Source organism: Janthinobacterium pasteuri (genome assembly GCF_051380775.1).
Taxonomy (GTDB): Bacteria; Pseudomonadota; Gammaproteobacteria; order Burkholderiales; family Burkholderiaceae_D; genus Janthinobacterium.
The window spans coordinates 1-26,062 of record NZ_JBNYXS010000027.1 but is presented as its reverse complement, the minus strand read 5'-3'; the positions used below and the strand labels follow the sequence as shown (position 1 = coordinate 26,062).

Below are 26,062 nucleotides of genomic sequence, written 5' to 3'. Positions count from 1 at the left end.
AAGAACGCTCGTATTATTTTTATCTCGACGCGCGCAGCGCCTGTGCCCGTCGGCATGGTACAACATCGCCCGCGCTGGCTGGCCACCTCCTCGGAAAAAAGGGCCAGCAACTATCGATAACATATTCATTTAAATAAATAAATAACAACAAGTAAACAGCGTTTTATAATCTTCTGAATATGCCTTCCTATCCATGCGCAGGCCATTGGCGCCACTTACAGCATTATTTATTCAGGCCACTTGTTTTTCTCATGGCTCTGAGGAATAATAAAATTATTGATTCAAATCAATACTCTGCAACTGATTTAATATTATGTAGCAATTCCGCCCGATAACGCCGTGTTCGATTTTGTCATATCGTGCAGATTCTCACCGATTATCACATTCGCCCTTTCCGGGTAATTATGCAATGTTTTTATATCGTCATTAGCCGTCAGTATTATCGCCACCCCTTTCTCTTCTCACATTGAAGGAAATACTATGGACGCAGCCAGCCATGTCAGCGACTCTCAGGATCTGGACTTACAAGCGATAAATACTGCATTAAACCGTGTCCAGGCCGTGATCGAATTCGAGCTCGACGGCACCATCCTGCATGCGAATGACAATTTCCTGCGCGTCGTCGGGTATTCACTGGCCGAGGTGCAAGGCAAGCACCATGCCATCTTCTGCGACCCCGAGTATGTGAAAACGGCTGAATACGGCGACTTTTGGGCCAGGCTGGGTCGCGGCGAGTTCGACCAGGGCGAATACAAGCGCCGCGCCAGGGATGGCCGCGAAGTGTGGATCAATGCTTCCTACAACCCCATCCTCGACGCGGATGGCAAGCCGTATAAAGTCATCAAGTTTGCCACCGACATCACGGCCAGCAAGCGCCGCAATGCTGATTACGAAGGCAAGATCGACGCCATCAGCAAGGCCCAGGCCGTGATCGAGTTCAGGCTCGACGGCACCATCATCCGCGCCAACGACAATTTCCTTACCTCCGTCGGCTACACGCTGGCAGAAATCGAAGGCAAGCACCACCGCATGTTTTGCGCGCCCGATTACGCCAAGAGCGAGGAATATGCGCAATTCTGGCAAAAGCTGGCCAAGGGCGAGTTCGACGCGGGCGAATACAAGCGCGTCACCAAGGACGGCCACGAAATCTGGCTCAATGCCTCATACAATCCCATTTTTGACGCGGAAGGCCGGCCCTTCAAGGTGGTCAAGTTCGCCAACGACATCACGGCCCTGAAAATGCGCAATGCCGAATACGAAGGCAAGGTCAGCGCCATCGGCAAGGCGCAGGCCGTGATCGAATTCGACATGCAGGGCTATGTGCTGGACGCAAACGACAATTTCCTCGCCGTCATGGACTATGACTTGAGCGATATCAAGGGCGAGCACCACCGCACATTCTGCGAGCCCGAGTATGCCGGCAGCGCCGAGTACAAGAAATTCTGGCAAAAGCTCAACCGGGGTGAATTCGACGCGGGCCGCTACAAGCGCCTGGGCAACCATGGCAAGGTGGTGTGGATACAGGCCACCTACAACCCCATCCTCGACCTCAACGGCAAGCCGTATAAAGTGGTCAAGTTCGCCATCGACATCACGGACCAGGTCAATCTGGAAAACAGCATCCAGGCCAGGGCCGCCAACGACAGCCGCAAGGTCAATGCCTTGCTTGACTCGGTGGCGCGCGCGGCGCAAGGCGACCTGACCTGCAATATCGTGCCTGAGGGCGACGAGCCGATCGACCTGCTGGCCGGCGGCATCAGCAAGATGATCGTCGACTTGCGCGGCTTGATCGGCAATGTGGTCTCGGCGGCCAACGGTTTTGCCGACGCCTCGCATACGATCGCCGAACGGGCGACGGGCGTGGCCGTGGGCACGCAGGCGCTTGGTGCCACGGTGGAAGAAATGAACGCCTCCATCGATGGCCTGACGTTTTCCATCAATTCCATCGCGGAAAACACGTCGAATGCCGATTTCCTGGCGAAAGCCACGCAGCAGGAAGCGGAAGCGGGCGCGCGCGCCGTCGCCAAGTCGATCGAGGCGATGGACTTGATCAACCGCTCGTCGGAAGACATCGGCGAAATCGTCAAGGTCATCAGCGAGATCGCCAACCAGACGAATATGCTGGCGTTTAATGCGGCCATCGAGGCGGCGCGCGCCGGCGAGCACGGCCTGGGCTTTTCCGTCGTTGCCGACGAAGTGCGCAAGCTGGCCGAACGTTCCTCGCAGGCAACCAAAGAGATTTCCAAGCTGATCAACGAATCCGTCAAGCGCGTGTCCACCGGCAGCGAGATTTCGCGCCAGGCCAGCGATGCCTTCGACAAGATCGTCTCGGGGGTGGCGAAGACCACCCTGGCCATCTCGGATATCTCGAAGGCGGCCAACGAACAGCTGCTGACGGCGCGCGAAGTCTCGACGGCGATCCAGTATATCGCCGAGGAAACGGAAAAGTCGGCCGCCAACTGCGACAGCATCGCCCGCTCCACGGATGGACTAAACGAGCGCGCGGGCAGCCTGAACCAGACTGTCTCCGGCTTCGTGGTGTAGGCCATGAGCCATGCGGCCACCTTAACGCCCGAGGTGCTGACGCGCCTGATTGCGCTGGTGCGCGAACATACGGGCATCGCCATGACTGCGCGCAAGAGCGTCTTGCTGGAGCGGCGCTTGCAGCCCCGGCTGCAGGCGCTGTCTCTGCACAGCTACCAGGCTTACCTGGAACGGGTGGCCAGCGACCGTGACGAGGTGGCCCATTTCATCGACCTGGTGACCACCAACGACACCCTGTTTTTCCGTACACCCTCGATCTGGGATTACTTCCGCGACCACTACCTGCCCGCCTGGACCCGCGCCCATCCGGGCGGCTGCCTGGAAATCTGGTCGGCTGCGGCGGCCAGCGGCGAAGAGCTGTATTCGATCGCCATGCTGTGCGAGCAATTCAAACTGCAAGCGCCCGCTTTCCGCTACCAGATCCTGGCCAGCGACATTTCGCAGCAAATCCTGGGCGCCGCGCGGGTGGGCCAATACAGCGGGCGTTCCGTCGAGCGCATCCGCTTGTCGCACCCGGACTTGTTGCGCAAATATTTTACGCCCGCGCCATATGGCGTCAAGGTCAACGAAGAGCTGCGGCAGCACGTCAGCTTTGCGCAGCACAATCTGCTCGAAGCGTTGCGTCCGGCACGGCAATTCGACCTGGTCTTCCTGCGCAATGTGCTGATTTATTTCGATGCCGAGCACCAGGAAACCGTGCTGCGCCAGGCCCGCCTGAGCCTCAAGGACGAGGGCCGGCTGATCCTGGGCGAATCGGAAACCATCGCCCGCCTGGGTACCGGCTATCAATTCGAGTTTCCCATGATTTACAAGGCGGGACTGGCATGATTCACACGCATACTCAGGCGGACGCGCCGCCGCTGCACCTGGTTGGCATGGGTCAACTGGGCGTGGGTACGCAGGGCGAGCAGCTGCAAGCCTTGCTCGGCTCCTGCATCGGCATCGGCTTCATCTGGAAGAATGGCCCGTGCTGCGGCCTGGCCCATTGTTTGCTGCCGGAAGCGCCGGGCGCCGACAGCAGCCTGGGGGCGCGCTATGTGAGCCAGGCCGTGCCCTCGCTACTGCGCCTGATGGGCGTGCGCCAGGCCGATTACGCCGATATCGACGTGGTGCTGGCGGGCGGCGCCAGCATGTTCGGCCCTGACAATGGTCATGGCCGCCTGCAGGTAGGGCGGCAAAACGCGGCAGCGGCGCAAAAATACCTGGACCAGTGCGGCTTGCACGTCAGTTTTTGCGCGCTGGGCGGACGCCACGGGCGCCAGTTGCTGATCGATTGCGCCCACCACAGCTACGCCGTCACCGATGTGGTGGCGCAACCCGGCTTGACTCCACGCAAGGAAAGCGCATATGGATAGGCATGAAGGGCACGACACTCCCACCGAACTGTTCGGTTCATTCCATCTGGGCGACGATGAATTCGCCCTGCCCGCCAGTTGCATCCGCGAAGTGGTGAACTACCCCGCGAAAGTCACCGCCCTGCCCCTGTCGCCCGCGTATCTGGAAGGCATGTTCACCTTGCGCGGCAGTGTCATTCCGGTAGTCAACCTGGGGCTGCTGTTCCGCGCCGATGCGCCGCGCGCCGTGGCCACCGACAAGATCGCCATCCTCGACTTCCAGCAAGTGCTGATCGGCGTCGTCTTCCAGGATACGGGCGACATCCTGCGCGTGCCGGCCAGCGCGCGCAGTGCCTTGCAGTATGCGGCCGGCGACGCGCACGCCATCATCGCCGGCACGATATTGCTCGACGGCGGCGCGCGCCTGCTGCAAATCCTCGACCCGCACGCCTTGCTGCGCATCGAAAACGTGCCCCATGTGCTGACCCTGCAGGCGACAGGCGCCAAGCTGAACACGGCTCGCTACCATGCGCAAAGCGAGCGCCGGCAGTGCGTCAGCTTCCATGCGGCCGGGGCCACGTTTGCCTTCGAAATGCTGGCCATCCAGGAAATCATCAAAGTGCCCGAACTGCACGGCTCCCTGCTGAATAGCGAGCTGTGCCTTGGCCGCATGCATTTTCGCGGCAGCCAGGTGGCCGTCGTCGATTTCGGTACCCTGCTGCAAGCGGCCGGGTCCGGCAACGGGGCCAAGGCGGCCACGCTGGAGCAGCGCATCATCGTCGTGCGCCTCGATGACACGAGCGTGGGATTTCTCGTCGACTCCGTCGACAGCATCGTGCATTTCTTTGGCGATGAAGTGCTGCCGATTCCCCTGCTGAGCAAGGCGCGCGCGGCCATGTTCGCCGGTTGCATCACGAAAGACGGCCTGGGCGACATCATTTTCCTCGACCACAAGGGCATCCTGTCGCAGGCGGAGATCGTCGAGATGCGTGACGGCCACAAGCGCCTGTATCCAAACGACGCGGAAACGGCCACGGCCGCCACGCGCCAGGCGCAGCGCCGCGTCTACATCACGTTTACCGTGGCAACCCGCTTCGCCGTGGAAATCGGCCAGGTGCGCGAAATCATCGACTTCAGCGGCGCCATCACCACGCCGCCGGGCATGCCGGCCTGCATGCGCGGCATGCTGAACTTGCGTCAGCAAATGATCAGCATCATCGACTTGCGCCAGCTGTACGCCATGCCGGCCCTGCCTGACACGGGCGCCGGCAAGATCCTCATCGTGGAACGGGGTAGCGAGCGCTACGGCTTCCTTGTCGACCATGTCGACAACATCATGACCATTTCCGACAGCCAGCGCTTCGCGGCGCCGCAAATCATCCGCACGGGAGAACATGACGACTTGCGCAGTGAAATGGATGAAATGATCGATATCGGCACGCAGGCGCAGCGCCAGACCCTGTCCGTTTTCCAATGCGATCATTTGCTGGAAAAGCTGGGCTCGGCGCTGCCGCAAGCCGCATAAGCACGCTAAAGCGCTACATGCCGGGCAGCTGGTGGCCCTTGAACTGCTCGCGCAGCTTGTTCTTCTGGATCTTGCCCGTCGCGCCCATGGGCAAGGCGTCGACGAACAGCACGTCGTCGGGCGTCCACCACTTGGCGATCTTGCCTTCAAAAAATTGCAGCAAGGCTTCGCGCGTGACCGTCATGCCGGGCCGCAGCACCACCACGAGCACGGGGCGCTCATCCCATTTCGGGTGAAATACGCCGATGCATGCCGCCTGCAGCACGGCCGGGTGCGCCATGGCCAGGTTTTCCAGGTCGATGGTGCCGATCCACTCGCCGCCCGACTTGATCACATCCTTGCTGCGGTCTGTGATCTGCATGTAGCCATCCGTGTCGATGGTGGCCACGTCGCCCGTGGGGAACCAGCCATCCTGCAGCACTTCGCCGCCCTCGTTCTTGTAATACGAGGCAATGATCCACGGCCCTTTCACCAGCAGATGGCCATAGCTGATGCCATCCCACGGCAATTCCTTGCCATCGTCATCGACGATTTTCATGTCCACGCCGTAGATGGCATGGCCCTGCTTTTGCAGGATCTTGCGCTGCTCGTCCTTCGGCAAGTCCAGGTGCTTGGTCTGCAAGCCGCCGGCCGTGCCCAGCGGCGACATTTCCGTCATACCCCAGGCGTGGATGACCTCGATATCGAACTTGTCGATCAGGGTATCCATCATGGCCGGCGGGCAAGCCGCGCCGCCGATCACCGTGCGGCGGAAGGTGGAAAATTGCAAGTTATTTTGCAAGGCATGGTTCAGCAGGCCCAGCCAGACGGTGGGCACGCCCGCCGAGAAGGTCACTTTTTCCGCCTCGAACAGTTCGTACAGCGATTTGCCATCGAGTGCCGCGCCGGGAAATACCATGCGCGCGCCGGACAGGGGCACGGAATATGGCAAGCCCCAGGCATTCACGTGGAACATGGGCACCACGGGCAGCACCGTGTCCGAGGCGCGCACGTTCAGGGCGCTGGGCATGGCCGAGGCATACGCGTGCAGCACGGTCGAGCGGTGCGAATACAGGGCGCCCTTGGGGTTGCCCGTCGTGCCGGACGTGTAGCACAGGGTGGCCGCCGCATTCTCGTCGAACAAGGGCCAGGTGTACTCGTCGGAATGCGTGGCGATCAAGTCTTCATAGCACAGAAGGTCAGGGATGGTGCTGCTGGCGGGCATGCGCTCGCGGTCGCACATCAGCACGAAGTGGCGCACGAAGGTGCAGTCGGCGGCGATTTTCTCGACCACCGGCAAAAAGGTCAAATCAAAGAGTAAAACCTGATCTTGCGCGTGATTCGAGATATAGGCGATCTGGTCGGGAAACAGGCGCGGATTGATGGTATGCAGCACGGCGCCCGAGCCTGACACGGCATAATAGGCTTCCAGGTGGCGGTAACCATTCCAGGCAAGGGTGGCGACCCGGTCGCCCATGCCGACGCCGAGGCCATGCAAGGCGTTCGCCAGGCGCCGCGCGCGCTGGTGGCAATCGCGGTAGGTGTAGCGGTGCATATCGCCCTCCACCCGCCGAGAAATGATTTCGCTGCCTCCATAATGACGCGCTGCAAACTCGATAATGCTGGAAATCAGCAGGGGCTGATTCATCATCTGGCCCATCACTGGACTCAAGGGGAATGCCGACATCGTGTCTCCTGGGCTGGATACTCGGTTATTGTTGGAATTTACAGACTTTCCTTAGTTTCGTACGGTCGTGCGGAAATCGTCAACGCATTTCGATATTGCATTGCAGCATGGAATTTTCGATTCCGTTTTTTTGCCGTGCCCGCGTCCGGTACGAACCTTCGCGCCGTGCGGTAAAATCGTGTTTCAGCCTGGCGCACCTTGCCGGCGCATTGACTTGAATGGAATCGCCATCACCGCTCCTACCTTACCACTGGATAACACCTTTGCGGCCTTGCCACCCGCGTTCTATACGCGATTGATGCCCACGCCCCTGCCCGCGCCCTACTTTGTTGCAGCCAGCGCGCCGGCAGCAAGTCTGATCGGTCTCGATGCCACGCGCCTGGCCGAACCTGGCTTTGTGGATCTGCTGATCGGCAATGTCGTGGCCGAGCGCTCCATCCCCCTCTCGGCCGTGTACTCGGGCCACCAGTTCGGCGTCTGGGCCGGCCAACTGGGCGATGGCCGCGCCATCCTGCTGGGCGATATCGCCACCGAACATGGTCCGATGGAGCTGCAGCTGAAAGGTGCCGGCGCCACGCCGTATTCGCGCATGGGGGATGGTCGCGCCGTGCTGCGCTCGTCCATCCGCGAATTCCTGTGTTCGGAAGCCATGGCGGCGCTGGGCATTCCCACTTCGCGCGCGCTGTCCATCATGGGGTCGCAGCAAGGCATCATGCGCGAAACGGTGGAAACGGCGGCTGTCGTCACGCGCATGGCACCCAGTTTTGTGCGCTTCGGTTCGTTCGAACACTGGTTTTACCGCAAGAAACCGGACGAGCTGAAAATCCTTGCCGATTACGTCATCGATGGCTTTTATCCCCATTTGCGCGCCGCATCAAACCCCTACCAGGCCTTGCTGGCCGAAGTGTGCGTGCGCACGGCGCACATGATTGCGCATTGGCAAGCCGTGGGCTTCATGCATGGCGTGATGAATACGGACAATATGTCGATTCTGGGCCTGACCCTCGATTACGGCCCCTTCGGCTTCATGGAAGCGTTTGACGCCGAGCACATCTGCAACCATACGGACCAGCAAGGTCGCTATTCCTACGCCAACCAGCCGCAGGTGGGCCACTGGAACTGCTATGCGCTGGGCCAGGCGCTGCTGCCGCTGATCGGCGAAGTGGACTTGGCGCAGGCGGCGCTGGACAGCTACCAGAGCGCCTTTGCGGACAAGATGAATGCCTTGCTGCGCACCAAGCTGGGCTTGCGTACGGTGCAAGATGAAGACACGGCGCTGTTCGACAGCATGTTTGCGCTGATGCAAGCCAATCACGTGGATTTCACCAACTTCTTCCGCGCCCTGTCGACCTTGCAAATGGCCAGCCCCGAACATGACACGGCGCTGCGCGATATGTTCATCGATCGCCCCGCCTTCGATGCCTGGGCGGTGAGTTACCGCGCGCGCCTGTTGCAAGACAATAGCGTCGATGCGCAGCGCCAGGCCGCCATGAACCAGGTCAACCCGAAATACGTGCTGCGCAATTATCTGGCCCAGGTCGCCATCGAAAAAGCCCAGCAGCAGGACTATACCGAAGTGACAAAATTGCTGGAAATACTGCAAAAGCCATTTGACGAACAGCCCGAACACCAGCACTATGCGGCCCTGCCGCCCGACTGGGCCAGCCACCTTGAAGTCAGTTGCTCATCCTGAGGAGTCATTATGACCACCAATAAAGTCAAAAAAACCGACGCCGAATGGCGCGCCATGCTCGACTCGATGCAATACGAAGTCACGCGCCACGCGGCTACGGAGCGCGCCTTCACGGGCAAGTTCTGGGACCACCATGAACACGGCATCTATACCTGCGTCTGCTGCAATACGCCCCTGTTCGCCTCGGATACCAAGTTCGATTCCGGCTGCGGCTGGCCCAGCTATTTCCAGGCCCTCGACCCGGCCAACGTGACGGAGATCGTCGACCGCAGCCACGGCATGGAGCGCACGGAAATCGTCTGCGCCGTCTGCGACGCCCACCTGGGCCACGTCTTCCCGGACGGCCCGCCGCCGACCGGCTTGCGCTATTGCATCAATTCGGCTTCTTTGCGCTTCGATCCGCAGCCTTGATGCCGGCAATGGCTTGGGCATTACTCCTAAGCCATTCCTAAGATGATTCTAATAAGACCAGTGTAAAGTCTCGCCATGAAATTTCTATTCGACCTATTCCCCCTGATCGCCTTCTTCGCCGCCTTCAAGCTGGGCGGCATGTATGAAGCGGCCACGCACGATTTCGTGCAGCAATATTTGTCCGGCTTCGTGTCCGGCGGCCTGATCAAGGCTGACCAGGCGCCATGGATACTCGCCACCCTGGTCGGCATCGTCGCCACCGCCTGCCAGGTCAGCTATCTGCTGCTGCGCGGCCGCAAGGTCGACGGCATGCTGTGGCTATCGCTGTTCATCTTTGTCGTGTTCGGCGGCGCCAGCATTTACCTGCATGACGATTTCTTCCTGAAATGGAAGCCGACCCTGATCTACTGGCTGTCCGGCCTGGCCCTCTTGATCGCCCACGTGGGCTTCAAGAAAAACCTGATCCGCAAAACCATGGAAGCGCAAGTGCAATTGCCTGATGCCGTCTGGAACCAGTTGCTGGCCGCCTGGATCATCTTCTTTGGCGTCATCGGTGCACTGAACCTGTTCGTGGCCTTCGTGCTGTACAAGGGCGACATGGCCGCCTGGGTCAGTTTCAAGGCCTTTGGCGCGACGGGCATTTTCTTTGCGTTCATCGTGGCGCAAACCCTGTTCCTGGCCAAACATATCAAGGAAGACGCATGATCAATACCACCACCGAGAATACTTCGCCGGAAACGCGGATGCAGCGCATTCGTACCCGCCTGGAAACGGCACTTTCTCCTCTGGAATGCGTGCTGGAAGACGACTCGGCGCGCCACCGGGGCCACGCGGGCGCCGCCTCGGGCGGAGGCCATTACAATCTACGCATTATTTCTAGTCAATTTGAGGGGCTCAGGCTCGTCATGCGTCATCGTCTGGTGTATGATTCCGTGCACGATATGATGCATAATGAGATACATGCATTGGCAATTGTGGCCCTGGCGCCGTCCGAAGTAGTGTAAGGATGGCGTTTTTGGCGTACCCGAGCCATGTTATCAATTTCTTTCCATGCGTTTTTTACGAAACTTTCCCTAACAGGATTTAATAATGACTTTTAAGCCAGCCCGCTTGCTGATCGCACTACTCGCCGTTGTCGCGGTACCTGTTTTTGCGCAAAATGTTGCCGTTGTTAATGGCAAGCCTATTCCATCGTCGCGCGTTGATGCAGTCGTCAAGCAAGTCGTCGCCCAAGGCCAGCAACCGGATTCGCCGCAACTGCGCGAAATGATCAAGAAGGACTTGATCGGCCGTGAAGTGCTGATGCAAGAAGCGGAAAACAAAGGTTTCGGTAAAGATGCAGCCGTCAAGCAGCAAATCGAGAACGCGCGCCAGGCCATCGTCATCAACGCCCTGGTCGGCGACTACCTGAAAAAGAATCCTGTCAACGACGCTGAAATCAAGGCTGAATACGACCGCTTCGTGGCCCAGACCGGCGACAAGGAATACCATGTGCGCCACATCCTGGTGGCCACCGAAGCTGAAGCGAAAGACATCATCGCCAAGCTGAAAGGCGGCGCCAAGTTCGAAGACCTGGCCAAGCAATCGAAAGATGCCGGTTCGGCCGACAATGGCGGCGACCTGGACTGGGCAGCGCCATCGTCCTTCCCGAAAGTGTTCTCCGACGCCTTCGTGAAACTGCAAAAAGGCCAGGTCACCGACACCCCGGTGCAAACGCCTAACGGTTTCCACGTGATCAAGCTGGACGACACCCGCGCGGCAAAACTGCCGACCCTGGAAGAAGTCAAGCCACAGATCGCCGAAGCGCTGCAGCAAAAGAAACTGCAAGCATATCAGGAAGAAATGATCAAAAAAGCAAAAGTTCAGTAAGAACTGACCTCCCCGGCGCCCCTTTCGGCGCCGGTCGTGTATTCTGCGCCTGAATGCGCACTGCCCGGCAGACGCAAACTTTTTGTATATCTATTAGGAATGAACATGATTTTGAAGCCAGCCCGCCTGATCTTAGCCCTGGTCGCCGTTGTCGCGATCCCTGCATTCGCGCAAAACGTCGCCACCGTGAATGGCAAGGCCATCCCATCGTCGCGCGTTGACCAGGTCGTCAAGCAAGTCGTCGCCCAAGGCAAGCAAGCCGATTCGCCGCAATTGCGCGAAGCCATCAAGAAAGACCTGATCGGCCGTGAAGTGCTGATCCAGGAAGCCGACAAGCAAGGCTACGGCACGCGTCCGGAAGTCAAGTCGCAGATCGACAATGCCCGTCAAAGCATCATCATCAACGCCCTGCTGGCCGACTACGTGAAGAAGAACCCTGTCAAGGATGCTGAAATCAAGGCCGAGTACGACAAGTTCAAGGCACAGGCCGGCGACAAGGAATACCATGCACGCCACATCCTGGTGGCCACCGAAGCCGAAGCGAAAGACATCATCGCCAAGCTGAAAGGCGGCGCCAAGTTCGAAGAACTGGCGAAAGTATCGAAAGACGGTTCGGCAGCCAATGGCGGCGACCTGGACTGGGCTAGCCCAGCTTCGTACGTGAAGCCATTCTCCGACGCCATGGTTGCCCTGAAACCAGGCCAGGTCACGCAAACGCCCGTGCAATCGCAATTCGGCTTCCACGTGATCAAGCTGGAAGAAACCCGTCCGACGAAGCTGCCGTCACTGGAAGAAGTCAAGGGTCAAGTAGCCGAGTCGCTGCAACAGAAGAAACTCGCCGCTTACCGCGATGAGTTGATGAAGAAGGCAAAAATCCAGTAATATTGGATGAAGATGAAAAGGCGCTCCACGGAGCGCTTTTTTTTTACGCCTGAAAATGCCATGAATCTACATGAAGAATTAAGAATAGCGCTCGAAACAGTCGCCGACCCCACCCGTGCCGCACCCATGCAAGCCTATATGCGCGACCAGTTCATTTTCCTGGGCGTGGCAGCGCCGCAGCGCCGCCTGGCCGTCAGGGACTTGTTGGCGGGCATGAAGGGCATCGATCCCGGAACGTTGCTGGAACACGCGCAACTGCTGTGGCAACAGCCACAGCGCGAATACCAGCACGTGGCGCTCGACATGCTGGCCCTGCACGTGCGCCAGCTGAGCATCGATCACCTCCCCGCCCTGTTGGCACTGGCGCGCCAGCGCGCCTGGTGGGACAGCGTCGACGGCATGACGGGCGTCATCGGCGATGTGCTGCAGGCGGAGCTGCGGCGTGGCGGCGATGGCCATGCGCATATGGTCCCGGCCTTGCGCCACGACGACTTCTGGCTGCGCCGCATCGCCATGCTGCACCAGCTGGGCTGGCGCGACGACACGAATGCCGCCTGGTTATTTGACGCGGCCCTGGTGCTGGCGCATGAAGACGAGTTTTTCATCCGCAAGGCCATCGGCTGGGCCCTGCGCGATTACGCGCGCCACGCGCCCGAAGCGGTGACGGCGTTTGTCAACGCGCACCGCCAGCAACTATCGCCACTCAGCCGCCGCGAAGCGTTGAAGCACCAGCCACCTTGAACGCCTGCCCGACGAGCAAGCGCCGCACGGCATCCCGGTCCGGCACGAGTGACTTGCTTGCCCCGTTTCCCCTGCCCCTGGAAACGGGCATCATGCGCCTGGACGATTGCTGCCTGCAGGCCGCCAGCGGAGAGCAAGTCCCGCATCCCAGGTAAGTAAGGCTACAGCCGCTTGTGCATGCGCGTCAGCGGCAGTTTGATGTCACCAGGCAAGTCGAGGTAGAAATCTTCCGTGACGGCAAAGCCACTGGCCAGGTACAGCGGCACGCCGGGCAAGGTGGCGGCCAGTTCCAGCGCACTGAAACCGGCGGCCAGCGCCTGCCGTTCGCAATGGCGCATCAGCATGCTGCCCAGGCCCTGGCGCGCGCTAGCGGGCTCGACAAAGAAGGCGCGGATGCGACCCGGCTGGCTGGCCGGGTCGAGCAGCGGGTCCGGCCCGCTCTTGGCGCGGTCGGCGCCGTACAGGGTGGCACGCTGGCTCCAGCCGCCACAGGCCAGCATGGCACCGTCACGTTCGATCACGAAATATGTCTGGTCGGCAACGAGCTGCGTATCGACGCCGAATACATGGCGCGCCACGGACTCGGCCTGCTCTTCACTATAAAACCCGGCGCTCAGTTCCACGCCGGAACGGGCGATCAGTGCGTTCATTTGCGGCACATCGTTCGGCAGCGCCACGCGCAGGCTGGTCAAGGCGCCAAAGCTGAACCAGGCGCGCGCGATGCGTCCCTGCTCTACCTCATATGTCGCCACCAGTTCCTGCGCGGAAAGACCGCCTGGCGTGTCGCCATGGACGATTTCATGGTCGATCACCAGCTTGCCGCAGGCGATACGGTTGAGCAACTGCGCCTGCGGCCGGCTGGCGGCGAAACGGGCCGTGAAGCGGCGGCCGATCTGCGCACTGCCCGTGGCCAGCAAGGTATCGGGATGCTGGAATTGCTGCGCATCATCGGCATAGATGGCCAGCAAGGCTGCCACATCGTGTGCATTGTAGGCGTCCAGTTGTGCCTGGACCACCGCCGTGGGCGAAATGCGTGTATCGTTGGCAAGCACCATGCGTGCACCTGTTGTGATGTGGTTGGAAAGTTGCAAAGCGTAACACTGTCGCTCCTGTCGCGGCGCGGTTTGCTGCGATAATTATAAGATTCGTCCCAAGAGCCATCTTGAGGCGTGACCAATCAATCGCAAATCGCAGCAGGAGCAGATATCATGAAATGGGAAGGCAATCGCGAAAGCGACAATGTGGAAGACCGCCGTGGCGAAGACGGTGGTGGGGGCGGTGGGGGCGGCGGCTTTGGTTTTGGCGGACGCTCGATCGGCATTGGCACCATCGTCATCGCCCTCGTCGGCTCGTATGTGCTGGGCGTCAATCCCCTGACCTTGCTGAATCTGCTCAGCGGCGGTGGCGGCCAGGTCAGCACCCAGCAAAGCCAGGCGCCCGCGCGCCAGCCACCCGAATCGGACGAAATGGCCCGCTTCGTGAAAACCGTGCTGGCCGATACGGAAGACACCTGGGGCGCCCTGTTCAAGGCCGAAGGCGGCAGCTACGTGAAACCCAAGCTGGTCCTGTACTCGGGCAGCACGCCGACGGCGTGCGGCACGGGCCAGAGCGCCAGCGGTCCCTTCTATTGCCCGGGCGACCAGAAAGTCTACCTGGACCTCGATTTCTTTAATCTGATGCAGCAGCGCTTCAAGGTCTCGGGCGAGTTTGCCGAAGCCTACGTGATCGCGCATGAAGTGGGCCACCACGTGCAGAACCTGCTGGGCTTGTCCGAGAAGGTCGACAAGGCGCGCCGCACGCAATCGGAGCGCCAGGCCAACGCCATGTCCGTGCGCCTGGAATTGCAGGCCGACTGCTTTGCCGGCGTGTGGGCATTCCACGCGAACCAGGACCGCAAAATCCTGGAACAGGGCGATGTGGAAGCGGCCCTGAAAGCGGCCACGGCCATCGGCGACGATGCGTTGCAGCGCCAGTCGCAAGGCCATGTGGTGCCGGACTCGTTTACGCACGGCACCTCGGAGCAGCGCGTGCGCTGGTTCAGCAAGGGTATCGAGAGCGGCCAGATTTCCCAGTGCAACACGTTTGAGGCGCGCCAGCTGTAATACAGGCAAAGCAAGCATGCCGCCTGGTCGGCGGCATGCGCTCAGGGCATGCCAACGTCGTAGCGTTTGCCCAGCCGTTTCAGTTCGCCCGTCTCGATCAAACTATTCAGTTCCTGGTCGAACTGCAGGCGCAACTTGTCGAAGGCGGGCGAGCGGGGAAAAGCGAAATAGCCATTCTGTACTTCGATGACCTTGGGCAATGGTTTCACCTGTCGCCCATAGCCGAGGCGGCCAATCACGGGGTCGGTGTTACGGCGGTTGCTGACGAACACGTCGACGTGATTGTGCACCAGCATCTTCAAGCCATTTTCCACATTGTTGGCAACGCTGACCTGCAAGCCGGGCCGCACACGCTCCCAGTCTGCGCCATAGGCCCAGCCGTTGAGCAGCACCACCCTGCGATTCTTCAGCATCGCGTAGTCTCCATCCCAGCCGAAGCTGGCATCCTGGCGCGTATAAAAGACCATCTGGTCCTGGTAAAACGGCTTGTCGGAAAACGCCATGCTGGCGATGCGCTCAGGCGTCTTGTAGGGGCCGATCAGGATATCGGCCTGGCCTTGCGCCAGCATGGCTTGCGCGCGCGCCCACGGCACCATGCGAAAACGCACGGTATGACCCGTGCGCGCCGCCATCAGGCGCAGCAGTTCCGCGCCCAGTCCGCCATATTCGCCGCTGTCCTGATACTCGAACACGCGTTCGAACTGCGCGCCCACGGCCAGCAGTTCCCGGGCTGGCGCCTGCGATGGCACAAGCAGCACGGGCCACAGCAGCGCCAGGGCCAGCAAGCGCCGCCCTGCCCTTCTCATCAGCCGACGATGCGCAAGGAGTAATCGGTAGCCCGCACATCCTTGGTCAGGCTGCCGATCGAGATGCGGTCCACGCCTGTTTCGGCAATCGCGCGCACCGTGTCGAAGTTGATGCCGCCCGACGCTTCCAGCAAGGCGCGGCCATTCGTCAAGGCCACGGCTGCGCGCATCATGTCGTTGCTGAAGTTATCGAGCAAGACGGAGACGGCGCCCGCGTCCAGCGCTTCCTGCAATTGCGCCAGGGTTTCCACCTCGATCTGCACGGGCACGCCCGCGTCGAGGTTGCGCGCGTTTTCCAGGGCCTGGCTGACGCCGCCCGCCGCCGCGATATGGTTTTCCTTGATCAGGATGCCGTCGTACAGGGCCAGGCGCTGGTTCTTGCCGCCGCCGACGCGCACCGCATACTTTTGCGCCAGGCGCAAGCCAGGCAAAGTCTTGCGCGTGTCCAGGATGGATGCCTTGGTGCCGGCGATCACATCGACATACTGGCGCGTGGCCGTGGCGACCGCCGACAGCAGTTGCAGGAAATTGAGGGCGCTGCGCTCGGCCGTCAGCAAGGCGCGCGCCGGCGCCTGGATCGTGCACACGACGCTGTCGGCCGTCATCATGTCGCCTTCGGCGTAATGCCAGGCAATATCGATGCTGCGGTCCAGGCTTTTCATGATGCCTTCGAACCACGGCGCGCCGCACAGCACGGCGGCTTCGCGCACGATGACTCTGGCCGTGACGATGTGGTCGGGCGGCACCAGTTCGCCCGTCAGGTCGCACTGGCCCACGTCTTCCAGCAAGGCGGCCAGCAAATTACCCTCGAACGCGCGCGCCAGGGCCGCATCGAAAGGAGCGAAAGAATTAACGAGGTTACTCATGCTGGACCGATTCCTTGGAACAATGTGGTTTCTTTTGCCAGGTCCGCGCCCGGCTTGAGGCCCGCCTTCTTGGCGGCGGCGAAGTCGAGCATGCGATTGATCGAGCGCACGGCCAGCTGGCCGACGGCGGGATCGACGTGGATTTCGTTGTGCATGTTTTCCAGCGTTTGCGCCAGGTTCAGCAAGCCGTTCATGGCCATCCACGGGCAGTGTGCGCAGCTTTTGCACGTGGCGCTGTTGCCGGCCGTGGGCGCTTCGATGAAACGCTTGCCCGGCGCGGCCGCGCGCATCTTGTGCAGGATGCCGTTGTCGGTGGCGACGATGAAGGTGTCCGTGTCCATGCTTTGCGCTGCCGCGATCATTTGCGACGTCGAACCGACCATGTCGGCCAGCGCCACCACGTTGGCGGGCGACTCCGGGTGCACGAGCACCTTGGCTTGCGGATACTCTTCCTTGAGCAAATCGAGTTCGATGCCCTTGAATTCGTCATGCACCAGGCAGCTACCCTGCCACAGCAGCATGTCGGCGCCCGTTTCCTTCTGGATGTATGAGCCCAGGTGCTTGTCGGGCGCCCAGAGGATTTTCTTGCCCTGCGCATGCAGGTGGGCAACGATGTCGAGGCCGATGGATGATGTCACCATCCAGTCCGCGCGCGCCTTCACGGCAGCGCTGGTATTGGCGTAGACCACCACCGTGCGGTCCGGATGGGCGTCGCAGAAGGCCGTAAATTCATCCACCGGGCAGCCCAGGTCGAGCGAACAGGTCGCGTCGAGGTCCGGCATCAGCACGGTTTTCTCGGGACTGAGGATTTTTGCCGTTTCGCCCATGAAGCGCACGCCGGCCACGACCAGGGTCTTGGCCGGATGGTCGCGCCCGAAGCGGGCCATTTCCAGGGAATCGGAGACGCAGCCGCCCGTCGCTTCGGCCAGGTCTTGCAGGTCAGCATCAACGTAGTAGTGGGCAACGAGCACGGCTTCGCGCTCGATCAGCAGGCGCTTGATGCGCGTGATCAGTTCGGCTTTTTCAGCCGGGGATGGCGTCGCTGGCGTGCGTGCCCAGGCGTGGGCAGTGCAGCTGGCTCCGTCTTGTGGATGTTCATACTCGACGGATTTGATGGCTAAAGTTTGCATGGCTGTGTCAAACAAAAACGGGGTAGACCGGCACGAACACAATGAAGCAGGTGCGCCGGAACGAAAAAACCGCGGCGCGTCGGTGTGGGTGATACCAGAGTACACCACCAGCTTTCCAAACGCCCGATAAATCGTAGCGAGCGGCAGCGAGGCTCGGCGCGCCCTTGCGGCCAAGAAGCGCACCGTACAAAGTACGGTGAGCATCACAGGCCACAAAACGCGACGCGCGAGGTTTGATCAGGTATTTAATCGATACCCTGGCTCTTGAGGTAATCCTCATAGTTGCCGCGATAGTCGACCACTTCATCTTCCTTGATCTCGATGATGCGGTTGGCCAGCGAAGACACGAATTCGCGGTCATGCGAGACGAAGATCAGGGTGCCAGCGTATTTTTCCAGCGCGATGTTCAAGGATTCGATCGATTCCATGTCCATGTGGTTGGTCGGTTCATCGAGCATCAGCACGTTGTGGCGGCCCAGCATCAGCTTGCCGTACATCATGCGGCCCTTTTCTCCACCGGACAACACCTTGACGGCCTTTTTCACATCGTCGCCACCGAACAGCAAGCGGCCCAGGATGGAACGCACGGCCTGGTCATCGTCGCCCTCTTTCGTCCACTGGCCGATCCAGTCGGTCAGGTTGGTATCCTTGGCGAAATCTTCCGTCGGGTCTTGCGGCATGTAGCCGACATTCGCGTTTTCCGCCCACTTCACGCGGCCCTGGTCTGGCTGCAGGCCGGCGATGTCGCCCGCGATGCAACGCAGCATGGTGGTCTTGCCGGCGCCGTTGGCGCCGATGATGGCGATGCGCTCGCCCGCTTCGACCATGATGCTGAAATTCTTGAACAGCTGGCGGTCAAAACCTTTCGAGATATTCTCGACTTCCACGGCCAGGCGGTGCAATTTCTTTTCGCCGTCGAAACGCACGAACGGATAGGCACGCGACGATGGCTTGATGTCATCGACCTTGATTTTTTCGATCTGCTTGGCGCGCGATGTGGCCTGGCGGGCCTTCGATTTGTTGGCGGCGAAGCGGCGCACGAATTCCTGCAGCTCGGCAACCTTGTCTTTCGCTTTCGCGTTGTTGGCCAGCTGCTGGTTACGCGCCTGGGTCGAGGCGAACATATACTCGTCGTAGTTACCCGGGTAAATCTTCAGGGTGCCATAGTCCATGTCGGCCACGTGGGTGCAGACCTGGTTCAGGAAGTGGCGATCATGGGAAATGATGATCATGGTGGAGTTGCGCTCGTTGAGCACGTCTTCCAGCCAGCGAATTGTGTTGATATCCAGGTTATTCGTCGGCTCGTCGAGCAGCAGGATGTCCGGGTTCGAGAACAGCGCCTGCGCCAGCAGCACGCGCAGCTTCCAGCCTGGCGAGACATTGCTCATCGGGCCTTGATGCAGCTCAATGGCGACACCGGCGCCCAGCAACAGTTCGCCCGCACGCGATTCGGCCGTGTAGCCGTCGTATTCGGCCACTTTGCCTTCCAGATCGGCCGCCTGCATATAATCGTCGTCGGTCGCTTCCGGGTTCGCGTAGATCGCGTCGCGTTGCTGGATGGCGGCCCACATTTCCGTGTGACCCATCATGACCACGTCGAGCACGCGCATGTCTTCAAAGGCAAATTGATCCTGGCGCAGCTTGCCCAGGCGCTCGTTGGTATCGAGCATGACGTTACCGCCCGACGGGTCCAGGTCGCCGCCCAGGATCTTCATGAACGTCGATTTGCCGCAGCCGTTGGCGCCGATCAAGCCATAGCGGTTGCCGTCGCCGAACTTGACGGAGATATTCTCAAACAATGGCTTGGCGCCAAACTGCATCGTAATGTTTGCGGTTGAAAGCATGTGATATTAGGTCTTTATTCAGTTAAAACAGCTAGTTAAGTACTTTTCTCCCATTATACAGCACCCACCCTCATCCCTCTATAGCCAGCGAGGGAAAGGGCCGCTGGGCGCAATCGGGATGGGCAGGGACCGGGCCGATGGCCGACATTTTCATCGAATAACTCGACCATCCGCTCGCCAATATTACTTGAAAAAAATATCATAGCAAATGATCTATGTTTTGTTACAATCAACTCACCTCCTTCAACGAATGTGTATCATCACGAAAGGTAATAAGCATGAAAATGTTTTCTGGTTACCATTATTTATTGATCAGCATTGCTGCATTGTCGCTGGCTGGCTGCGCCGCCCCCGAACCTGCCGCGGACGATGGCACGCCCAAGCTCGCCGCCAACAAGTGCAAACCCAGCTCCAGCGTATCGCTCGGCACCATGATCGCCAGGAATTGCGGCGGCAATACGGAAGCAAGGAATGTCGACCCCAAGGAGTTCTTGGACGCCCTGCAATCCCCAGGGACGATTCAAGGCAAGCAATAGCCCCACCCGCATCAGACCGCTGCGCCGGCACGCCGCCTTCGCCAGGCAGGATGTGACAGGCGCCTCGCTTGCGACCCGATAACGCCCTGCGGCACGACCGGGTTTGCAGCGCACGCCATCATGGCGCCGCGCCGCCAGGCGCGCAGTAAAATGGCAGGACAAACACTTCAATCCCTTTCCACCTCTCAGGCTCCACTTGAAAAAAATCACCATCACCGCCGCCGTGGCCGCCATTGGCATCGCCGCCAGCGCCTATGCGTCGCCGTACTATGCCTTGCATCAGATCAAGACCGCACTGGCCGAGCGCAACGCCGAGGCCCTGGCCGGGCATGTGGACTTCCCCGCCCTGCGCGCCAGCGTCAAGGCGCAACTGGAAGCGAGCATGGCGCGCAGCATCGAGGCGACTGCCGGCAGCGGCAACCCGCTGGCTGCCCTGGGGCAGTCGATCGCCAGCGCCATGCTGGGCAAAATGGTCGACACCATGGTCTCGCCCGCCGGCGTGGTGGCACTGGTCAACAAAAGCGCCGTCAGCCCGCAGGCGGAAGCAGAAGGTAATGTGGATGCGCCTGCCGATGGCGCGCAGAAAAAGGCCGACTATTCGGCAGGCTATGCCGGCGTGAACACCTTCGTCGTGCGCGCGAAGGACGACAGCCGCCAGAATGGCGCGCTGGTGCTGCAGCGCCACGGCGTGTGGGGCTGGAAGCTGAGTTCGATCGAGGTGGCGGCGGCGATGGCTGGCCGCTAGGAGCGAGCGGCAGCCTGTTGGGGCTGCCTTGCCTGCCGCCCGCACTCAAAAGGTCATCGGCAACCTGACTGATATGGAAACATCGGGCGTATCGCGCGTCAGACCGGCGCCCACAGACACATTCAAGCTCCGATCCTTGCTAAGGCGATACGAAAAACCCATCAGCAGGGTACCCAGTTGCGTGCGTACGGAACCGGGGACGGTCACGCCATTTTGACGCGTGCGACCGACGCTGCTGTGATCGTAGCCCAGGCTGAGCGACGCCTTTTCATTCAGCGCCAGGCCGATGCCGAAATTCACGCCGAAAATTTTCCCCGGCTCGATGGTGCCCAACGGTTCGCGCGCGCCATCGAGCACCAGGCGGCTGACATCCGTACGCTTGAAGCTGTGCAGGTAGCTGATGCTGCCAAAGAATACGGCCGGATCGGACGGGTACAGCCAGGTCAGGCTGGGCTGCAGGGAATAGAAACCTGAGCCGGTGGGCAAGTCCAGCGGCAAGCCCGTACCCGTCGCATTTTCCCCCACGCAGCGCTGCGTACAGTCCGTGACGACCTGGAAGGGATCGCGTCCGGTGCGCGACTTGAAGCGCAAGCCGGCCACGTAGTATGGCTTGTCGGCACCGCCATTATTCAGTTGGTAACGGGCGGCCACCTCGATATCGCCCAAGGCGCGCCCGCTCGTACCGAACACCCGCTCCGAGGCGGTGCCGGTGAACAGTTCGCGGCTGACGGTAGCATCGGAGCGATACACATAAGGCACCCTGGCTTCGACTTCAAGGCGGTTAGTCAAGCCGGTGCGCACGGTCAGCGCGCCGGTCAGGGTATTGCGCTTGACTTCGCGCACATCGATCAAGCCGATCAGCAAGGCGGGAATAATGGTGTAGCCGACCAGGGCGACCCGGTTGCTGGACGAGTAGCCGAATTGCATCGACGGTTCCAGCACGTAGCTCCCCTTCGGCGTCAGCACCCCGGGTTGCTCGAAAAGGGGCGCCACTTCGGGCGGCCGGACGGGCGGGCTTGGCGCCACTCCCACCGGCTGGGGCGGCTGCGGTGACGGCGCCTGTGGAGCGGACCCGGCGTCCTGGATGTCCGCCAGCGACAAGTATGCCGCCCGCAACCCCGTGCCCCGCTGTCTGGCCAGGCTGTTATTGTCGACAGGTTCATTGCCTTGCAGCACGTCGATGCGGCGCTGCTGATCATGCATCGATGCGCGCAGCGCCTCCAGCAGGTGCCTCTGTTCGGCCAATTGCGCTTTCAGGCTTTCCAGCTGCGCCACCAGATCGTCCTGGCTGGCGCCGGGCACTTGCTGGGCCTGAACGGCTGCACACAGCACAATCGCCGATACACCCGCCGTACCAAATCGCAATAAGTAAAGATGCCGCATAGTCTCTCCCGATGACAAGCCCTGCCTATCAGTAGCCGGCCCTGGCAGCACAACCGCAACGGCCCTGCGCTACTGCACGATGCCGCCCGGGGACGCCAGACGGCTTGCTAAAAACGCTATCTGGGACCTGCAACACCGCCTAGTGCATTTTGCAAGCTATCCTGGAAGTTCGCCAGCTTCAGCAATTGAAGACTGTTCACGCTGCTATTGACGATCGTCTGGGTACGCAAGACCTGGTCATTCAAGCTGTTCTGGATCACGGTGCCGGCCATCGTTTGCGCCATCGGGCCTGGCGAAAACACATTGCCGCTGCCATTTTGCAAGACATTCATCGACGAGATGGCCGTGCGCGCCAGGCTCGCTTCTTCAACGCTCAGGTGCGCCACGTCGGCAATCGTGAACGCCACGCTGGAAACCACGTTGCCATTGATGCTGACCAGGCGCTCTATGCCCAAAGACAGGCTCAAGCCGCCTGGCATGTCGAAGCCGCCTCGTGCCTGCCCCAGCGTTTCCTCGCTGACCGCCACCCATCCCGCTTCCGGCAGTGCGGCGTCAGTATTGTGCGCAACGACAAGCAGGCACGCCAGGCTGGCAGCGGCAAACCGCTCTTTCTTGTGCATACATCCTCCTGCGTGGCGTTTGCCCGCCATTAGAAATTCCCACCGTCATTCTTCGGCATAGTGAGCTGATCGAGCCCGCTGCGGCTGATCGCCAGTCCCAGTGGCGCTTGCGGCGCCGCGCGCCAGTCATCGGCATCATTGAAGCGGGCTGCCTGCATCGCCACGTCAGCCTCAGGGCCTGGTGCGGACGGCGTCGCATGGCCATGGATTACAAACAGCAAACGGCCCTGCCAGATCGCCTCGAAACCGGCGCGCGGCATGGCACGGGTGCCACCGGCAGGATCGCCGATCAGCACGCGGCTCTGGTTCAGCCCCTTGACTACGACAAAATGCCGATAGCCTTTTTCGGCCACCAGCACAATGGCGGGAAAGCCCGCCTCCGCTAACTTATCGAGCGGCAACTGAAACCCATCGGCCAGAAAGCCCCGGCTTGCCAGAAAACGCTTGATATCGAGCAAGGAAAATCCCTCTTTGCGAATCTTTTGCTGATCACCTTGCTTATACATTTGTTCAAAAACAAACTCTTCCGTCACGGGATCGGCGTAATGATGGGTCAACAGGGTGGCCACCGCAGCGGACCCACAACTGAAGTCGTATTGCTGATGCAAGGTGCGCTGGAAACGCGCCTCGCGCATGCTGACCAGCGGCACTTGAAAACGGGCGCCGAATGCGCCGATATCCGTCGCGCCCGCGCCTGGCAATGCTACGCCGCCCAGCAAGGGCAGGCAAAGCGTGAGCAGCGAGCATGTGCGAGTCGTGGCCATGCCTAGCGCAACTGCAAATTGATGATGGTGGCGTTCTGGATCAACACATTGGCCCCCGAATTCTGAATGACGATGGGGATGCCGGAAGCGTTGGCAAACGCGGCGCCATCGATCGTGTTGGCCCCCGTGCTGACGTAGCTGGCCGAGTTGCCAGTGACGAAACCGCTCAGACGTGCTTCATTGGTAACCGTATCGGTACCGCCACGCGCCTGATCCAGGGCGGATTCGCCAGCCGCCCGGCCAAGGGCCAAGGCAAACGTCACATCCGCCGTCAGCGGCATCAGCGCGGTCAGCGACGCGGGCGGAGCGACAATAATCGGCAGACTATACTCTGGCCCCGCAAGCAAGGGCAGCGCCCTTGCTTCCTGTGCAGCCATGACACCTGTGGAAACGCAGGCCAGACTGGCACAGCATATCGAATGAAAAAAAAGGCGCATGCTCATCCCCTTGTTCATGACTTGTGATGCTCCGCCGCAGCATGGCCACGGCGGAGCCTGACACCAAGCAAGCGCTAGCCTAGTGTCCCACTGCCAGATTGGCCTGCACCGTCACACTTTGCTGTATCAGCGAAGAAATGCCGCTGTTCTGGCTGATAACCAGCAAGCCTGCCGCCGACTGCGCGGTACCGCTCATCGTGTTGGACATATCGAATGCACCGGCATTGACGGCCACCGCGCCACCGGCACCGCCAGCGCCGCCAGCGCCGGCACCGCCAGTTGCCGCGCCGCCCGTGTTGGTGCCACCGCTACCGGCGACGCCACCGCTATTGCTGCCGCCGCCAGCACCGCCAGCACCGCCAGCACCGGCAATGGCACTGCCGTTCGAAGGCGAGCCGTTTGTCGCACTGCCATTGCTCGAACTGCCGCCAGCCGCACCGGCGCCGCCCGTGTTTTGCGCCATTCCGCTGCCGCCACCACTGCCGCCAGCCGCACCTGCGGCGCCGCTGCCGCCAGTACTGGTGCCACCGGCACCGGCACCACCGGCACCACCCGTACCGCCAGTTGCGGCGGCCCCGGCGCCGCCCGTACTCGTCAATGCAGCGCCAGCACCACCGGCACCGGAACCACTTCCCCCGCCTGCGGCACCTGCTCCAGCCGTATTGGTGCCACCGGCACCACCGGCGCCGCCCGTCGCTGTACCACCGGTCGAGGTAGACGTGCCGCCACCCGCATTCCTGGCCATGCTGCCGGCAGCGCCGCTGCCGCCCGCCCCGCCAGCGGCGCTGCGGCTGTTGCCACCGTCGCCACCAGCACCACCGATGGATTGGCCACTGTCACCACCGTTGCCGCCTGCCGTGGCGCCAGTCGTGCCGCCAGCGCCGCCCGCGGCACTGCCTGCCAAGCCACCCCTGCCGCCGTTGCCGCCATAGATATCGCCACCGGCCGCACCGCGGCCACCTGCGCCGCCTGTTCCGCCAGCACCGGCGTCACCGCTGCTGGCATTCCTGGCCAGTCCACCGGCACCACCGGCCCCTGCGGTGCTGTCACCGACCATCGCTGCGCCATTCGTGGCACTGCCATTCCTGGCGTTGCCCCCGCTCGCACCCGACGCGCCAGCGCCACCGGCGGCAGCACCACCGGCGCCACCCTTGCCGTACGCATCGCCACCCTGTGCTCTGCCGCCGACGCCCCCCATGCCTGTGCCACCGCTGGTACTGCCATTATTGATGGCGACATTGCCGATGTTACTGACCGTGTTGCCCGACACCGCGCCACTCAGGGTGCTCGCTGCAGTTGCCGTCGAAGTATTGAAGGCATTTGCCGCGCTGCTGGTGCTGGTGCCGCCATTGTTTGCCGCGGATGCGCCCAGCGCACTGGCATTCGCGTTGCCGCTGCTATTGTTTTGCCCTGTGCTCTTGTCGTTATTCCGGTCCGAGTTATTATCCTGCGTAGCGGTAGAGTTCGCGTTCGCCCCGGGCCCGGAGCCAGACAGTGTCGTGGTGTTGCTCGCCGTCTGGGTATTGTTACCCGTGACATCATCGACCCTGGTCGAGCCATTGTTCTGGGCATGGGCGCTGAAGCCGAAGGCCAGCGCTACCGCTGCCGCGATGAGAGTTTTTTTCATTGCAGTTTCCTCTTTAAAAGTTGATCAGGATGCTGGCACCAGACTGACTCGTCAGGTACACAGCTTCACAGCAAATTTGGTGCCAGCAGTAAAGAACTCGGCCAAGCCATTGAATTGAAACGCCTAATTCGATGACCGTCGGCTTGCGTGGCATTCCCCTCGGAAACTTGACAAACAAAACACGGAAAACTGTCACAGGCATGCGCCACCCGCTTTTCAGCCACAGCCTGAAAAAACAGCGATATCGACGCAGAATCAAGCACTTGCAAGACGCCAGGCCGGTTCTGCGACTGTCTCAATCCTGTTACACCGTTACAGCTGCGACTATCCACACGCCGGGCAAAGAACTTGGCTCTGTCCCCGATAAGTAGGGGAATTCCGAGAATTTTCCTGGGGCCCTGCTGTCTGACGGTACATAGTAGACAAACGGGAGTCTTCCATGCAGCCAGCCCAGTGGAAAACCTTCATCGCCCAGTTCACCGCACTGAGCCAGCGTCAACGCCTGGCGAGCATCGCCCTGCTGCGCGGGGCAGCGCC

At 60.9% G+C, this 26,062-nt stretch carries 26 protein-coding genes and 1 pseudogene; 16 read left to right on the top strand and 11 right to left on the bottom strand.

The window, feature by feature from the left end; all coding sequences use genetic code 11:
• The first annotated feature begins 480 nt into the window (after window positions 1-480).
• Genes ACQ4WN_RS22190 through ACQ4WN_RS22175 form a run of 4 tightly spaced genes read left to right on the top strand, consistent with a single transcriptional unit; the run spans window position 481 to window position 5,403 of the window.
• On the top strand, window positions 481-2,544 hold the full coding sequence (locus ACQ4WN_RS22190) for a methyl-accepting chemotaxis protein (RefSeq protein WP_436553479.1): 2,064 nt from the start codon (window positions 481-483) through the stop codon (window positions 2,542-2,544).
• Between the two features lie 3 nt (window positions 2,545-2,547).
• Entirely contained in the window at window positions 2,548-3,372 is an 825-nt protein-coding gene (locus ACQ4WN_RS22185) for a CheR family methyltransferase (protein WP_436553478.1), read from the top strand.
• On the top strand, window positions 3,369-3,899 hold the full coding sequence (locus ACQ4WN_RS22180; RefSeq protein ID WP_436553477.1) for a chemotaxis protein CheD: 531 nt from the start codon (window positions 3,369-3,371) through the stop codon (window positions 3,897-3,899). The genes ACQ4WN_RS22185 and ACQ4WN_RS22180 overlap by 4 nt, the downstream gene beginning before the upstream one ends.
• Entirely contained in the window at window positions 3,892-5,403 is a 1,512-nt protein-coding gene (locus ACQ4WN_RS22175; protein ID WP_436553476.1) for a chemotaxis protein CheW, read from the top strand. Before ACQ4WN_RS22180 ends, ACQ4WN_RS22175 begins: the two co-directional genes overlap by 8 nt.
• Before the next feature lie 13 nt (window positions 5,404-5,416).
• Here ACQ4WN_RS22175 and ACQ4WN_RS22170 read toward each other — a convergent pair whose 3' ends face one another.
• Window positions 5,417-7,069 (bottom strand): 3-(methylthio)propionyl-CoA ligase, encoded by a 1,653-nt coding sequence (locus tag ACQ4WN_RS22170; protein ID WP_436553475.1) that lies wholly within the window; start codon window positions 7,067-7,069, stop codon window positions 5,417-5,419.
• Between the two features lie 214 nt (window positions 7,070-7,283).
• On the opposite strand from ACQ4WN_RS22170, the gene ACQ4WN_RS22165 reads away from it, so the two are divergent.
• The 8 genes from ACQ4WN_RS22165 to ACQ4WN_RS22130 all read left to right on the top strand — a co-directional run bounded on the left by ACQ4WN_RS22165 (window position 7,284) and on the right by ACQ4WN_RS22130 (window position 12,820).
• Window positions 7,284-8,762, top strand: coding sequence for a protein adenylyltransferase SelO (locus ACQ4WN_RS22165; protein ID WP_436553474.1), 1,479 nt, complete (start codon window positions 7,284-7,286; stop codon window positions 8,760-8,762).
• A 9-nt stretch (window positions 8,763-8,771) separates the two neighbouring features.
• Complete coding sequence (gene msrB / locus ACQ4WN_RS22160; RefSeq protein ID WP_436553473.1) at window positions 8,772-9,173, top strand: peptide-methionine (R)-S-oxide reductase MsrB; 402 nt, start codon at window positions 8,772-8,774, stop codon at window positions 9,171-9,173.
• A 75-nt stretch (window positions 9,174-9,248) separates the two neighbouring features.
• Window positions 9,249-9,878 (top strand): septation protein A, encoded by a 630-nt coding sequence (locus ACQ4WN_RS22155; RefSeq protein WP_101481402.1) that lies wholly within the window; start codon window positions 9,249-9,251, stop codon window positions 9,876-9,878.
• Entirely contained in the window at window positions 9,875-10,177 is a 303-nt protein-coding gene (locus ACQ4WN_RS22150; RefSeq protein WP_436553472.1) for a BolA family protein, read from the top strand. The genes ACQ4WN_RS22155 and ACQ4WN_RS22150 overlap by 4 nt, the downstream gene beginning before the upstream one ends.
• 85 nt (window positions 10,178-10,262) lie before the next feature.
• Complete coding sequence (locus tag ACQ4WN_RS22145) at window positions 10,263-11,042, top strand: peptidylprolyl isomerase (protein ID WP_077404793.1); 780 nt, start codon at window positions 10,263-10,265, stop codon at window positions 11,040-11,042.
• Window positions 11,043-11,147: 105 nt separating this feature from the next.
• Complete coding sequence (locus ACQ4WN_RS22140; RefSeq protein WP_436553471.1) at window positions 11,148-11,924, top strand: peptidylprolyl isomerase; 777 nt, start codon at window positions 11,148-11,150, stop codon at window positions 11,922-11,924.
• A gap of 60 nt (window positions 11,925-11,984) precedes the next feature.
• On the top strand, window positions 11,985-12,665 hold the full coding sequence (locus ACQ4WN_RS22135; protein WP_436553470.1) for a DNA alkylation repair protein: 681 nt from the start codon (window positions 11,985-11,987) through the stop codon (window positions 12,663-12,665).
• A complete protein-coding gene (locus tag ACQ4WN_RS22130) occupies window positions 12,662-12,820 on the top strand; it encodes a hypothetical protein (RefSeq protein WP_436553469.1) in 159 nt (52 codons plus the stop codon). The genes ACQ4WN_RS22135 and ACQ4WN_RS22130 overlap by 4 nt, the downstream gene beginning before the upstream one ends.
• 6 nt (window positions 12,821-12,826) lie before the next feature.
• On the opposite strand, the gene ACQ4WN_RS22125 is transcribed toward ACQ4WN_RS22130, so the two are convergent.
• Window positions 12,827-13,720: a GNAT family N-acetyltransferase gene (locus ACQ4WN_RS22125; protein WP_436553468.1), complete on the bottom strand. Its 894-nt coding sequence runs from the start codon at window positions 13,718-13,720 to the stop codon at window positions 12,827-12,829.
• 153 nt (window positions 13,721-13,873) lie between these two features.
• Here ACQ4WN_RS22125 and ypfJ point away from each other — a divergent pair, with 153 nt between their 5' ends.
• Window positions 13,874-14,767, top strand: a complete 894-nt coding sequence (ypfJ, locus tag ACQ4WN_RS22120) for a KPN_02809 family neutral zinc metallopeptidase (protein WP_436553467.1) — start codon at window positions 13,874-13,876, stop codon at window positions 14,765-14,767.
• A gap of 41 nt (window positions 14,768-14,808) precedes the next feature.
• Here ypfJ and ACQ4WN_RS22115 read toward each other — a convergent pair whose 3' ends face one another.
• The 4 genes from ACQ4WN_RS22115 to ACQ4WN_RS22100 form a co-directional block, all read right to left on the bottom strand.
• On the bottom strand, window positions 14,809-15,573 hold the full coding sequence (locus tag ACQ4WN_RS22115; protein WP_436553466.1) for a substrate-binding periplasmic protein: 765 nt from the start codon (window positions 15,571-15,573) through the stop codon (window positions 14,809-14,811).
• Window positions 15,573-16,439, bottom strand: coding sequence for a carboxylating nicotinate-nucleotide diphosphorylase (gene nadC, locus ACQ4WN_RS22110; RefSeq protein ID WP_436553465.1), 867 nt, complete (start codon window positions 16,437-16,439; stop codon window positions 15,573-15,575). Before nadC ends, ACQ4WN_RS22115 begins: the two co-directional genes overlap by 1 nt.
• Window positions 16,436-17,569 (bottom strand): quinolinate synthase NadA, encoded by a 1,134-nt coding sequence (gene nadA / locus ACQ4WN_RS22105; protein WP_436553464.1) that lies wholly within the window; start codon window positions 17,567-17,569, stop codon window positions 16,436-16,438. Before nadA ends, nadC begins: the two co-directional genes overlap by 4 nt.
• 245 nt (window positions 17,570-17,814) lie before the next feature.
• Window positions 17,815-19,413, bottom strand: coding sequence for an ABC-F family ATPase (locus ACQ4WN_RS22100; protein WP_436553463.1), 1,599 nt, complete (start codon window positions 19,411-19,413; stop codon window positions 17,815-17,817).
• Between the two features lie 278 nt (window positions 19,414-19,691).
• Between ACQ4WN_RS22100 and ACQ4WN_RS22095 the strand changes: the two genes are divergently transcribed.
• Window positions 19,692-19,949 (top strand): hypothetical protein, encoded by a 258-nt coding sequence (locus ACQ4WN_RS22095; RefSeq protein WP_436553462.1) that lies wholly within the window; start codon window positions 19,692-19,694, stop codon window positions 19,947-19,949.
• A 196-nt stretch (window positions 19,950-20,145) separates the two neighbouring features.
• Window positions 20,146-20,694 carry a DUF2939 domain-containing protein gene (locus ACQ4WN_RS22090; protein WP_436553461.1) on the top strand — a complete coding sequence of 183 codons (549 nt, stop codon included), beginning with the start codon at window positions 20,146-20,148 and terminating at the stop codon, window positions 20,692-20,694.
• A gap of 45 nt (window positions 20,695-20,739) precedes the next feature.
• On the opposite strand, the gene ACQ4WN_RS22085 is transcribed toward ACQ4WN_RS22090, so the two are convergent.
• From ACQ4WN_RS22085 to ACQ4WN_RS22065, 5 genes are all read right to left on the bottom strand, one after another.
• Window positions 20,740-22,077, bottom strand: a complete 1,338-nt coding sequence (locus ACQ4WN_RS22085; RefSeq protein ID WP_436553460.1) for a transporter — start codon at window positions 22,075-22,077, stop codon at window positions 20,740-20,742.
• Window positions 22,078-22,193: 116 nt separating this feature from the next.
• Window positions 22,194-22,697: a hypothetical protein gene (locus ACQ4WN_RS22080; protein ID WP_436553459.1), complete on the bottom strand. Its 504-nt coding sequence runs from the start codon at window positions 22,695-22,697 to the stop codon at window positions 22,194-22,196.
• 29 nt (window positions 22,698-22,726) lie between these two features.
• Window positions 22,727-23,461 (bottom strand): C39 family peptidase, encoded by a 735-nt coding sequence (locus ACQ4WN_RS22075; RefSeq protein WP_436553458.1) that lies wholly within the window; start codon window positions 23,459-23,461, stop codon window positions 22,727-22,729.
• 2 nt (window positions 23,462-23,463) lie between these two features.
• Entirely contained in the window at window positions 23,464-23,916 is a 453-nt protein-coding gene (locus ACQ4WN_RS22070; protein WP_436553457.1) for a hypothetical protein, read from the bottom strand.
• Between the two features lie 61 nt (window positions 23,917-23,977).
• Window positions 23,978-25,525 carry a hypothetical protein gene (locus tag ACQ4WN_RS22065; protein WP_436553456.1) on the bottom strand — a complete coding sequence of 516 codons (1,548 nt, stop codon included), beginning with the start codon at window positions 25,523-25,525 and terminating at the stop codon, window positions 23,978-23,980.
• Between the two features lie 439 nt (window positions 25,526-25,964).
• Between ACQ4WN_RS22065 and ACQ4WN_RS22060 the strand changes: the two are divergent.
• A pseudogene (locus tag ACQ4WN_RS22060) lies at window positions 25,965-26,062 on the top strand (IS1595 family transposase); the annotation flags it as partial.

Bases quoted from the DNA above. Each gene is read 5' to 3' on its own strand.
- ACQ4WN_RS22190 (WP_436553479.1), top strand. From the start codon at position 481: ATGGACGCAGCCAGCCATGTCAGCGACTCTCAGGATCTGGACTTACAA.
- ACQ4WN_RS22185 (WP_436553478.1), top strand. From the start codon at position 2,548: ATGAGCCATGCGGCCACCTTAACGCCCGAGGTGCTGACGCGCCTGATT.
- ACQ4WN_RS22180 (WP_436553477.1), top strand. From the start codon at position 3,369: ATGATTCACACGCATACTCAGGCGGACGCGCCGCCGCTGCACCTGGTT.
- ACQ4WN_RS22175 (WP_436553476.1), top strand. From the start codon at position 3,892: ATGGATAGGCATGAAGGGCACGACACTCCCACCGAACTGTTCGGTTCA.
- ACQ4WN_RS22170 (WP_436553475.1), bottom strand. From the start codon at position 7,069: ATGTCGGCATTCCCCTTGAGTCCAGTGATGGGCCAGATGATGAATCAG.
- msrB (WP_436553473.1), top strand. From the start codon at position 8,772: ATGACCACCAATAAAGTCAAAAAAACCGACGCCGAATGGCGCGCCATG.
- ACQ4WN_RS22155 (WP_101481402.1), top strand. From the start codon at position 9,249: ATGAAATTTCTATTCGACCTATTCCCCCTGATCGCCTTCTTCGCCGCC.
- ACQ4WN_RS22150 (WP_436553472.1), top strand. From the start codon at position 9,875: ATGATCAATACCACCACCGAGAATACTTCGCCGGAAACGCGGATGCAG.
- ACQ4WN_RS22145 (WP_077404793.1), top strand. From the start codon at position 10,263: ATGACTTTTAAGCCAGCCCGCTTGCTGATCGCACTACTCGCCGTTGTC.
- ACQ4WN_RS22140 (WP_436553471.1), top strand. From the start codon at position 11,148: ATGATTTTGAAGCCAGCCCGCCTGATCTTAGCCCTGGTCGCCGTTGTC.
- ACQ4WN_RS22135 (WP_436553470.1), top strand. From the start codon at position 11,985: ATGAATCTACATGAAGAATTAAGAATAGCGCTCGAAACAGTCGCCGAC.
- ACQ4WN_RS22125 (WP_436553468.1), bottom strand. From the start codon at position 13,720: ATGGTGCTTGCCAACGATACACGCATTTCGCCCACGGCGGTGGTCCAG.
- ypfJ (WP_436553467.1), top strand. From the start codon at position 13,874: ATGAAATGGGAAGGCAATCGCGAAAGCGACAATGTGGAAGACCGCCGT.
- ACQ4WN_RS22115 (WP_436553466.1), bottom strand. From the start codon at position 15,573: ATGAGAAGGGCAGGGCGGCGCTTGCTGGCCCTGGCGCTGCTGTGGCCC.
- nadC (WP_436553465.1), bottom strand. From the start codon at position 16,439: ATGAGTAACCTCGTTAATTCTTTCGCTCCTTTCGATGCGGCCCTGGCG.
- nadA (WP_436553464.1), bottom strand. From the start codon at position 17,569: ATGCAAACTTTAGCCATCAAATCCGTCGAGTATGAACATCCACAAGAC.
- ACQ4WN_RS22100 (WP_436553463.1), bottom strand. From the start codon at position 19,413: ATGCTTTCAACCGCAAACATTACGATGCAGTTTGGCGCCAAGCCATTG.
- ACQ4WN_RS22095 (WP_436553462.1), top strand. From the start codon at position 19,692: ATGAAAATGTTTTCTGGTTACCATTATTTATTGATCAGCATTGCTGCA.
- ACQ4WN_RS22085 (WP_436553460.1), bottom strand. From the start codon at position 22,077: ATGCGGCATCTTTACTTATTGCGATTTGGTACGGCGGGTGTATCGGCG.
- ACQ4WN_RS22080 (WP_436553459.1), bottom strand. From the start codon at position 22,697: ATGCACAAGAAAGAGCGGTTTGCCGCTGCCAGCCTGGCGTGCCTGCTT.
- ACQ4WN_RS22075 (WP_436553458.1), bottom strand. From the start codon at position 23,461: ATGGCCACGACTCGCACATGCTCGCTGCTCACGCTTTGCCTGCCCTTG.
- ACQ4WN_RS22070 (WP_436553457.1), bottom strand. From the start codon at position 23,916: ATGAACAAGGGGATGAGCATGCGCCTTTTTTTTCATTCGATATGCTGT.
- ACQ4WN_RS22065 (WP_436553456.1), bottom strand. From the start codon at position 25,525: ATGAAAAAAACTCTCATCGCGGCAGCGGTAGCGCTGGCCTTCGGCTTC.